Here is a 10,342-nt window from a genome sequence, read left to right as displayed (position 1 = left end):
AGCACCATCCTTAAATTTTCATCATTCTAAATTAGCATTAAATCCATTATATTTATTCATAGCCTCTGTAATATTATTTTTAATTATTTCAGCTGCTGAAAGTACACAAACGTCTGAACTCTTAGATAAAATCTCAACTTCATCTTTTGAAAATTTGCCCAACACATAATGAACAAGGTCAACATTTGGTTGTCCAACACCTACTTTTATTCTTGGGAATACATCTGTACCAAGATTTTGAATAATATTTTTTATTCCATTATGGCCACCAGCGCTTCCCTTTCCTCTTATTCTTATTCTGCCAAGAGGAAGACTTATATCATCATGAATGACTATTATATTCTCACAATCTATTTTATAAAAGCTTTGAACTTCTTTTACGCTTTCACCACTTAAATTCATGAATGTATCTGGTTTTAAAAGTATTACTTTTTCATTTTCAATAAATCCTTCACCGTAAGTACCTTTAAATTTCTTTTTATTTATATCTATATCATATTTTGAAGCTATATTATCAATAACTCTAAATCCAACATTATGCCTTGTTCCTTCGTATTCTTTTCCTATATTTCCAAGTCCAACTATTAAAAACATATTCTATTCTCCTTTATTTTTTTCATATTTTGTAAGAGTAAATATAAACGTAACTCCTTTTTTACTATCATTTTCAACCCATACTTCTTCTCCATGCTGAAGAATTATCATTCTAACTATGGATAACCCAAGACCTGTACTTACTTTATTAGTACGAGCTTTATCCATTTTATAGAATCTATCCCATATATGTTTTATCTCATTCTCATCGATTTTAGGACCATTATTATATATGTTAACAAACACCTTATCTGATTTTGAAACAGTTGAAATCTTTATAATTCCATTTTTATCACAGTACTTTATTCCATTATCAATAAGGTTAGTTATAACTTGTATAATTTTATCTTTATCTGCACTTACAAACTTTTTTTCATTATCGTTAAAGCATGTTACTATCTTTATTCCCCTATTTGATGCTTTTCTTTCTGCTTTTACAGCACATTCTTTTAAAAGCATATTTATATCAGTCTTTTGTTTATTAATTTTAACTCTTCCAGATTCAATTGCAGATAAATCTAAAAGATCATTTATAAGCCTTGTAAGTCTTCGTATTTCTCTATATACAATATCTAAATAGTAATGTTCTTTTTCTTTTGGAATTATTCCATCTAGAATTCCTGCAATATATCCTTTTATAGATGTTATTGGTGATCTTAATTCATGTGATACATTTGATATAAATGTTCTTCTATTATTATCAACTTTTTCAAGCGATTCTGCCATCATATTAAAAGATAATGCAAGTTCACCTATCTCATCATTTGATTTTATCTTTACCCTTTCATTTACTTCACCATTTGCAAATTTCTTTGATATATTATTAATCTGATTAAGCGGACTTATAATTATTTTTGTGCAGAATATAGAAAGTGTAACGCAAGCCATAAAAACAGCTAGTATCGAAAGTATCCATATTATAAAATAAATTTTATGAAGCCTGTCAGATATAACAGATAACGGTGCCACCATTATAAGATACCCTCTATAATCATCTTCAGATCCTATAGGATAAATAAGTGTATAGTATTTATCTATATTTCTTACTGATTTTCCCTGTTTTATTTTAAATAAATTTTTCTCTTTAAGTGCCTTAACTGAATCTCGCATTTCACTAGCTTTTTTTGAAGATACATATATCTCATCGTTTTTATTATATAAAAATATGTCTGTATTAGTTGATACACTGGATACATCTATTACAGACTTTAATTCTTCATATTTATAATTAAGCTCCTGTTCACTATAATTTTCTATAATATCTGTTATATGCGAAGCAACACTTGCAAACTGCAGATCTTTTTCAGTAAAATAATTTGCTTTAAAATATAGAGAAAGAAATACTGCAAGACAGATTAAAACAATTCCTATATTTATTAAAAATAAAAGTATAAGTTTATATATAAGACTTAATCTTCTACTCTTGTTTTTTAATTTCAAATTTATATCCAACTCCCCATACTGTCTGAAGCTGCCATGTATTATCATCTCCTATTTTTTCTCTGAGACGTTTTATATGAACATCTACAGTTCTAGAATCTCCTGGATAATCATATCCCCATACCTCACATAAAAGCTGTTCTCTAGTAAAAACTTTATTTTTATTTGAAGAGAGGAAATATAAAAGTTCAAATTCTTTAGGAGGCATCTTTAAATTCTTTCCTTTATAGATAACTTTATACGATGTAGAATCAATTGTAAGATTATCAAGGTAAATAATATCCTCTTTAGTCTGCTCTTTATTATATCTTCTTAGTACAGCTTTAACTCTTGCCACAAGTTCCTTGGGCTCAAAAGGTTTCACTATATAATCATCTGCACCAATTTCAAGTGCTAGTACCTTATCATATGTATCGCCTTTTGCTGTAAGCATTATTACTGGAGTATCTGATTGTTTTCTTATCCATTTTAAAACTTCTACACCATCTATGTATGGTATCATAACATCAAGAAGCACAATATCTGGATTATATTCTGAATAAAATTCTTTAGCCTTTTTACCATCTAAAGCAGTTCTGACACCATATCCAGAGCTTTCAAGATACATTTTTATCACTTCTGTTATATTTTCATCATCGTCTACAACAAGTACTTTACCATTAAATTTATCCATCTATTTACTCCTCCATTATAGGACTTTATTATACCATATATAAAAAAGTATTACTTAAATTTATAACAAGCTAAAGGGCTGTTACAGTATGATAGCGTAACAACCCTAATTAGATATTCTTATTTTTTAGATTCTTTTAATTTTCCTTTTTCTGCATTTCAAAGAGCTTACTTATTGGCTCATCATCATATATTCTCTGAATTGCTTCTGCAAAAAGAGGAGCAACTGAAATAGAATGTATTTTATTTGTTTTGTCTGTATTTAAAGGAATTGTATTAAGCATAACAAGTTCTTCAATTGCAGAGCTCTCTATTCTCTCTAAAGCAGGGCCTGATAAGACTCCATGAGTACAGCATGCATATACGCTTTTTGCTCCAAGTTTTTTAAGAGCATTTGCAGCATTTGTTATTGTTCCTGCTGTATCAATCATATCATCAATAAGGATGCATTCTTTTCCCTTTATGTCTCCTATAATATTCATTATTTCAGATACATTAGCCTTTGGTCTTCTTTTATCAATAATTGCTATAGGTGCATGAAGATTATCTGCAAACTTTCTTGCTCTTCTTACACTTCCTAAATCAGGAGAAACAACAACTACATCACTACAATCTGCAAATCCTTTTTTTATAAAGTATTCTGCAAGTATAGGTGATCCTAAAAGATGGTCTACAGGGATATTAAAATATCCTTGAATCTGAGCTGCATGAAGATCCATTGTAAGCACTCTATGAGCTCCAGCTGCAGTTAAAAGATCTGCAACAAGCTTTGCTGTTATAGGATCTCTTGATTTCGCTTTTCTATCCTGTCTTGCATATCCATAATAAGGCATTACAACTGTTATTCTTCCCGCAGATGCTCTTTTAAATGCATCTATCATAATTAAAAGTTCCATAAGATTATTATTAACTGGTGAACATGTAGACTGTACAATAAATACATCATTTCCTCGTACGGTTTCATTTATATCAACAGAAATTTCTCCATCGCTAAATGTGGATACTTTTGACTTACCAATAGGTACTCCTAAAATATCTGCAATTTCTCTAGCAAGCTTTGGATGTGAATTACCAGTAAACACTTTTATTTTTTTGCCATGTGTTATCATCCTTTTAAACCTCCATTAATTTACTTTCTAAGTCCTTTTCTATCAACCCATCCTGAAATATTCTTTTGTCTTGCTCTTGCTACTGCAAGGTCACCTTCTTTAACTGTAGATGTTATTGTAGAACCTGCAGCTATATATGTGTTGTCCTCAACTTTAACAGGTGATACTAAATTTGTATTACATCCTATAAAGCTATGATTTCCTATTATAGTTTTATTCTTAGTTTTTCCATCGTAATTTACTACAACTGTTCCGCATCCAAAATTACATTCAGATCCAACTTCAGCATCTCCTATATAAGTAAGGTGTGAAACTTTTGTACCATCAGCTATAGTTGATTTTTTAATTTCTACGAAATCACCAATTCTTGTATGCTTACCTATTTTTGTTTCAGGTCTTAAGTATGCAAAAGGTCCTACCGTAGTATTATTATCGATTTCTGTTTCTAATATAACTGAAGACTGAATAGTAACCTCATCTTTTACTATACTGTCAACAATTCTCGAATTTTGATAAAGGATGCAACCGCTTCCTATCTCAGTTTTTCCTTCTAATATATTATTAGGATATAATATTGTATCTTTTCCAATCTTTACATCTGGTCCTATATATGTTGTTTTAGGATCTATTAATGTAACACCGTTTTCCATATGTTTTCTATTTATTCTTCTTCTCATTATTTCTTCAGCCTCTGCAAGCTGTACACGTGAATTTACGCCTATTGTATCTTCAAATATAGTCTTAACTGCACCTATTTTTCTTCCAGCTGATTTTAATATTTCTATAATATCAGTGAGATAATATTCTCCCTGCTTATTATCATTTGAAAGCTTATCTAAAGAATCAATTAAAAGTTTAATATCAAATACATATATTCCAGCATTTATTTCATCTATTAAAGATTCAGAACTATTACAGTCCTTATCTTCTACAATTTTTAAAACTTCATCATTTTCATCTCTTTTTATTCTTCCATATCCTTTAGGATCTTCTGCTATTGAAGTTAAAACTGTTCCAGCATCTTTATTTTCTATATGGTATTCTAATAAATTTTTTATTGTATTTTCTTCAATTAAAGGGGTGTCGCCTGTAAAAACTGCTACAAGTCCATCTTTACCTTTTAAGAAATCAGAAGCACACTTTACAGCATGACCTGTTCCAAGCTGTTCATTCTGAAGAGAATACGAAACGTTATCATCTTCTGTCCTTTCTTTAACAAGTTCTGCACCTTTTCCAACTATAACATCAATATCATCTATTCCTGAATTTTTTATTGAAGTTATTACATGTTTGACCATTTCTTTTCCACAAACTTTATGCAGAACTTTAGGTAAATCTGATTTTATTCTTTTTCCTTGTCCTGCTGCTAAAATTAATGCGCATTTATACATTTCTTATCCCACCTAATCTATCTTTAAACATTAAATATCAATTCTACGTTAATTATATTTTAAAGTAATGTATATTTCAAGTAATAGAAAAAAACAAGACTGCTACATAATATTATGTAACAGCCCCCATTTAAAATTTATTCTTCACTATTATCTTCTTTAAGTGCATTATTATATGCTTCTAATATTGCACTTTGAATTTTTTCTCTTGCTTGAGTATTAATAGGATGTGCTATATCCTTAAATTCACCATCTGGTGTCTTTCTACTTGGCATAGCAATAAATAATCCTGCTTGTCCCTCAATAACCTTAATATCATGTACTACAAATTCGTTATCAAAAGTAACAGAAACTATTGCTTTCATTTTTCCTTCTGATGTAATTTTTCTAATTCTGACATCTGTAATCTGCATTTAATTATCCCCCTTTTAGCTGCATCAAATGTTTAATATATATATTATTTCTGCAAAAATAACTAATTTCCTCTTTATTTTTGGAAATTCCCTTATTTTTTTCTACAAAAAATAATTTGATGGTTTCATCTTTATTATAGAATTATTATCAAATTCTTCAAGTTCAACTACTGAGACATATTCATCTACAAGTTTTTTCTCTATTTTTTTATTATCAACAAGAACGCCTATCCCAACAAGTTCACTTTCAAATTCATTTAAAAGGTTCTTTATTCCAATAGCTGTTCCTCCGCCTTTCATAAAATCATCTATGAATATACACTTGCTATTAGTTTTCATAGCTTTTTTAGACAAAGACATCTGCTGAAGTCGTCCATTACTACCTGAAACATAATTAATTGATACAGTAGGTCCTTCAGTAATACTGCTATCTCTTCTTGCTATTACAAGCTGAACCCCTAAATTTTTAGCTACTTCATAAGCAAGAGGTATTCCTTTTGTTTCAACTGTTATTACATACTGGACTTCTTTATCCTGAAAACACGAAGATAACATAACGCCTGCCTTATTTATTATGGAAGGATTATAAATAAGATCAGTCATATAAACTATATTTCCAGGCATAACACGTCCTTTATCTTCAAGATGTTTACATAAAGATAGCGCAAAAGCTTTCTTTTCTTCATAACCACACCATGGAATATACTTTATTCCACCAGCAACACCTGATATTGTCTCTATTTTTCCCATATAAAGTTTCTGAAGAATTTCTCTTATTACAACTATATCTTCACTAATTGTAGACTTGGCTGCATTTAAAAGTTCAGAAAACTTATTTAGTCCAATTATTTTATTTGGGGTATTGATTAATATTTTTGTTATTGTAACGACTCTTTCATTTCTAGTAAATTTATTCAAAATATATCACCTACACGAATTATTATTTGTTTATTTCTCTTAATATTCATATTTTATTCTAATTTGATAATAATATCAATGTTTTTTGTTTTTGCATATAATATAAAATAAATTTTATAGTGTATATTTTATAAAAAATGTATATAATTATAATTACGATATTATTTGATTATTGAAAAGGAGTTGGTAACTTGTCTTTTGATTTTATTAAAGATAGAGATAAAAAAGTTCATTTTATAGGAATCGGTGGAGTTAGCATGAGCGGACTTGCAGCTGTACTTTTAAACAGTGGTTTTAAAGTATCTGGTTCAGATTTTAAAGATTCAGCTGTAATTAAGAAATTAAGAAAACTCGGTGCAGAGGTCTATATTGGTCATAGCAAAGATAATATTAAGGATGTTGATATAGTAGTTTACACAGCTGCAATACCTAGTGACAATCCAGAAATATTAGCAGCTAAAGAGCAAAACATAACTCTTATGACAAGAGCAGAATTTTTAGGCAGAATAATGAAAGGTCATAAATACAATGTCGCTATTTCAGGAACACACGGAAAAACAACATGTACTTCTATGATTTCAAACATATCTCTTTCTGCACAGCTTGATCCTACAATATTAATAGGTGGAGACCTTGATGCTATAGGTGGAAATTTCAGAATAGGAAATAGTGAATATTTCATAACAGAAGCATGTGAATATAAAAGATCATTTTTAAGCTTCTTCCCTTATGTAGGTGTTATTTTAAATATAGATGCAGATCATCTTGACTATTATAAGGATATAAATGAAATTTATGATACATTCTCAGACTTTTCAAAGCTAATTCCTAAAGATGGTTATCTTGTTGGATATGCTGGAGACCGTAGAGTGTCTGAAATTATAAAAAATGCAAAATGCAATACTATAAGTTACGGTTTTGAAGATGCTGACATTACAGCTAAAAACATTACTTTCTCTAAAAAAGGATGTGCATCATTTGATGTAGTAAAAGATAATAAGGTAGCGTTTAAAGTTACATTAAATGTTCCTGGAAAGCATAATATCTTAAATGCACTTGCATCAATAGCAGTTTCTTCTATATTTAATGTAGATGATACCGCTGTAATAGACGGCTTAAAAGTATGCAAAGGTGCTCATAAAAGATTTGAATATAAAGGTGAAAAAGATGGTGTCACAGTAATTGATGACTATGCACATCACCCTACAGAAATAAAAGCAACATTAAGCACTGCAAAACATATAGAGCATAAGAAAATATACTGTGTATTCCAGCCACACACATATACAAGAACAAAAGCTTTATTTAAAGAATTCACAGAAGCTTTTAACGATACTGATGAGCTTATATTAATGGATATATACGCAGCACGTGAAAAGGATACTGGTCTTGTATCATCTGATGAATTAGGAGATGCTTTAAGAAAAAAAGGCATCAAATGTATAAATGTTCATTCACATGATGAAGCAGCAAAGTACTTAAAATCAAACGCATCATCAGGAGATATAGTTCTTACTGTAGGCGCAGGAGACGTAGTTTTAGTTGCAGATAAATTTTTAAAATAGCATTTCAAATGACAAAGCACAAATGACAAAGGGGGATGTTTCTGCTTGAGCGCAAAAACTTGGAATTTGATAGAATTGATAATGTGCTAATGTATAATTGATAATTATTGAAATTTCTGCTCAAATCGCAGGAACTAAAATATATGAGCTTTCGCTTTAGGCGAAAGCTCTAGTATTTTGCGCTAAAACGCAAAAAACCATACAATGAAATTCCTGTGGAATTTCCACCACATTTGTCATTTGTCATTTAACAATTTGTCCTTTGAAAGTTTGTCATTTGTTACTGTCCTTTTCTACTATTCTATGACTTTTAATTCTTTAGAAACTCCATTAAGAACTTCAACGCCATCTTTTTTTACCATAACAAGATCCTCTATTCTAACACCGTACTCATTTGGAATATAGATACCAGGTTCTATTGAAAAAATCATTCCTTCTTTTACAGTATCATTATTAGATGAACTTACATCACCTTTATCATGTATCTCAATTCCGACACTATGGCCTGTCCTATGAGTAAAAAATTTTCCATATCCTTTTTGCTCTATATAGCTTCTTGCTTCTTTATCTATGTCAGAAAAAGTAACGCCTTCTTTAACTTTAGATATTGCTTTAAGGTTAGCCTCTTTAACTATTTCGTATATTTTCTTTTTTTCAAAGTCAGGCTCTTTTTTATAAAAAACTGTTCGTGTCATGTCAGAACAGTAATTATTATAAATTCCGCCTATATCAATTATTATGTTGTCCCCATATTCTAATTTTGTATCATCGCACATATGATGAGGATCTGCTGCATTAACTCCAAATGCTACAATAGAACTAAATGATTCACCTGATGCGCCCTCAGTTTCATATAAATCTTGAAGAATTTTTGCACATGCTTTTTCACTTATGCCCTCTTTTAATTCATTAAAAAATTTCTCCATAACAGTATCATTTATTTTAGATGATTTTCTCATTAGTTCTCTTTCTTTTTCATCTTTAACCATTCTCATTTCGTCTATAATATCTGATGAATTTATAAATTTTTTTACTTTATTAAATTCCATAAGATGAAGAAGAAAACATGAAGGCCAGAATTTATCTATTCCAAGAACTTCATTTTCTTTTACTATATCATTTAAATATGAAACAGGATCATCACTATCTGTATACCATATTGTTTCTATGTCCATATGCTTTGGCAGAGAAAATAGTTTATTTATGATAAGTTTTTTCTCACCATCAGTATTTATATAAAATGCTATCATTCTCTCCCCTGATTCAATTAAAATACCTGTCAAATAATATAATGATGCTTTTGATGTAACTATTATCTGATAGACATTTTTTTCTTTCATTTTTTCTATTACTTTATCAATTCTATTTTTCATAAAAAGACCTCATTTTCTAATAATATATAACATTATTTTACCACTATTTATATTTTCTTTTAATAATTTTGTATTTCTCTTCACAGTGCTTTATAACTACTATATAATATATTTAGTTATTTAGATAAGGAGAATTATTATATGAAAATAGCAGTTATTTCAGATATACACGCAAATGTTTATGCGCTTATAAATGCACTTGAAGATATTGATAATGAAAAAGCAGATACCATAATCTGTCTAGGTGATCTTGTAGGCTATGGCCCTCACCCAAATGAAACTATAGCTCTTATAAGAAGACGACATATATTATGTATTAAAGGTAATTACGATGAGTCTGTTGTTAATAATGAATACTCTTATATAAGAGAAACTTCAATTAACAGTTTTTCTCTTCCATGGACAGTGGACGAGCTAAGAGAAGAAAATAGACGTTTTCTTGAAAATCTTCCAACATCGTTAAATCTTACTGTATGTAATAAAAAATTTGTATTTGTACATGGAAGTCCTAGAAAAATAAATGAATACTTATTTGAAAATGATAAAAACACATCTGATATTATGGATTCTTTAGATGGTGACGTTCTTGTCTGTGCACATACACATATCCCATCTATGAAAGAATTTAATAAAAAAGTATTTATAAATTCAGGAAGTATTGGAAAGCCTAAAATAGGAAAACCTATAGGAACATATGCTTTAATCGATATTTCAGCAGAATATGGCATGAAAGTACATATAAAAGAAGTTTCTTATGAAGTTAAAAGAATAGTAAAAGATATGACTATGCTTGATTTCCCAGCCTCTTTAATTGCAGGAATTGAATCTGGTACAGAATAAGCTTGATTCTTGCATTAAAAATTAAAG

The 10,342-nt window shown here is 29.4% G+C and carries 10 protein-coding genes; 2 read left to right on the top strand and 8 right to left on the bottom strand.

What is annotated here, in order from left to right; translation table 11 throughout:
* Positions 1 to 21 precede the first annotated feature (21 nt).
* From pth to purR, 7 genes are all read right to left on the bottom strand, one after another.
* Positions 22 to 594, bottom strand: a complete 573-nt coding sequence (gene pth / locus MTX53_RS00695; protein ID WP_244834277.1) for an aminoacyl-tRNA hydrolase — start codon at positions 592 to 594, stop codon at positions 22 to 24.
* Positions 595 to 597: 3 nt separating this feature from the next.
* On the bottom strand, positions 598 to 2,034 hold the full coding sequence (locus tag MTX53_RS00690; RefSeq protein WP_244834276.1) for a HAMP domain-containing sensor histidine kinase: 1,437 nt from the start codon (positions 2,032 to 2,034) through the stop codon (positions 598 to 600).
* A complete protein-coding gene (locus MTX53_RS00685) occupies positions 2,012 to 2,707 on the bottom strand; it encodes a response regulator transcription factor (protein WP_244834275.1) in 696 nt (231 codons plus the stop codon). Before MTX53_RS00685 ends, MTX53_RS00690 begins: the two co-directional genes overlap by 23 nt.
* 136 nt (positions 2,708 to 2,843) lie before the next feature.
* Positions 2,844 to 3,815, bottom strand: coding sequence for a ribose-phosphate diphosphokinase (locus tag MTX53_RS00680; RefSeq protein ID WP_244834274.1), 972 nt, complete (start codon positions 3,813 to 3,815; stop codon positions 2,844 to 2,846).
* A gap of 20 nt (positions 3,816 to 3,835) precedes the next feature.
* Positions 3,836 to 5,206 (bottom strand): bifunctional UDP-N-acetylglucosamine diphosphorylase/glucosamine-1-phosphate N-acetyltransferase GlmU, encoded by a 1,371-nt coding sequence (gene glmU / locus MTX53_RS00675; RefSeq protein ID WP_244834273.1) that lies wholly within the window; start codon positions 5,204 to 5,206, stop codon positions 3,836 to 3,838.
* A 137-nt stretch (positions 5,207 to 5,343) separates the two neighbouring features.
* Positions 5,344 to 5,619, bottom strand: a complete 276-nt coding sequence (gene spoVG, locus MTX53_RS00670) for a septation regulator SpoVG (RefSeq protein WP_244834272.1) — start codon at positions 5,617 to 5,619, stop codon at positions 5,344 to 5,346.
* A gap of 102 nt (positions 5,620 to 5,721) precedes the next feature.
* Positions 5,722 to 6,537, bottom strand: coding sequence for a pur operon repressor (gene purR / locus MTX53_RS00665; protein ID WP_244834271.1), 816 nt, complete (start codon positions 6,535 to 6,537; stop codon positions 5,722 to 5,724).
* 191 nt (positions 6,538 to 6,728) lie between these two features.
* Between purR and murC the strand changes: the two genes are divergently transcribed.
* Positions 6,729 to 8,102, top strand: a complete 1,374-nt coding sequence (murC, locus tag MTX53_RS00660; RefSeq protein ID WP_244834270.1) for a UDP-N-acetylmuramate--L-alanine ligase — start codon at positions 6,729 to 6,731, stop codon at positions 8,100 to 8,102.
* A 296-nt stretch (positions 8,103 to 8,398) separates the two neighbouring features.
* Here the strand turns inward: murC and MTX53_RS00655 are convergent, their stop codons facing one another.
* On the bottom strand, positions 8,399 to 9,475 hold the full coding sequence (locus tag MTX53_RS00655; RefSeq protein ID WP_244834269.1) for a Xaa-Pro peptidase family protein: 1,077 nt from the start codon (positions 9,473 to 9,475) through the stop codon (positions 8,399 to 8,401).
* Positions 9,476 to 9,616: 141 nt separating this feature from the next.
* On the opposite strand from MTX53_RS00655, the gene MTX53_RS00650 reads away from it, so the two are divergent.
* Complete coding sequence (locus MTX53_RS00650) at positions 9,617 to 10,315, top strand: metallophosphoesterase family protein (RefSeq protein ID WP_244834268.1); 699 nt, start codon at positions 9,617 to 9,619, stop codon at positions 10,313 to 10,315.
* Positions 10,316 to 10,342: the final 27 nt, after the last annotated feature.

The sequence above is a fragment of the Clostridium sp. BJN0001 genome, from assembly GCF_022869825.1.
In the GTDB taxonomy this organism is placed as follows: Bacteria; Bacillota; Clostridia; order Clostridiales; family Clostridiaceae; genus Clostridium.
The sequence above is the reverse complement of the archived record's forward strand: the minus strand, read 5'-3'. Positions and strand labels throughout refer to the sequence as shown.

Coding starts and splice junctions, on each gene's coding strand:
- pth (WP_244834277.1), bottom strand. CDS start 594: ATGTTTTTAATAGTTGGACTTGGAAATATAGGAAAAGAATACGAAGGA.
- MTX53_RS00685 (WP_244834275.1), bottom strand. CDS start 2,707: ATGGATAAATTTAATGGTAAAGTACTTGTTGTAGACGATGATGAAAAT.
- MTX53_RS00680 (WP_244834274.1), bottom strand. CDS start 3,815: ATGATAACACATGGCAAAAAAATAAAAGTGTTTACTGGTAATTCACAT.
- glmU (WP_244834273.1), bottom strand. CDS start 5,206: ATGTATAAATGCGCATTAATTTTAGCAGCAGGACAAGGAAAAAGAATA.
- spoVG (WP_244834272.1), bottom strand. CDS start 5,619: ATGCAGATTACAGATGTCAGAATTAGAAAAATTACATCAGAAGGAAAA.
- MTX53_RS00655 (WP_244834269.1), bottom strand. CDS start 9,475: ATGAAAAATAGAATTGATAAAGTAATAGAAAAAATGAAAGAAAAAAAT.
- MTX53_RS00650 (WP_244834268.1), top strand. CDS start 9,617: ATGAAAATAGCAGTTATTTCAGATATACACGCAAATGTTTATGCGCTT.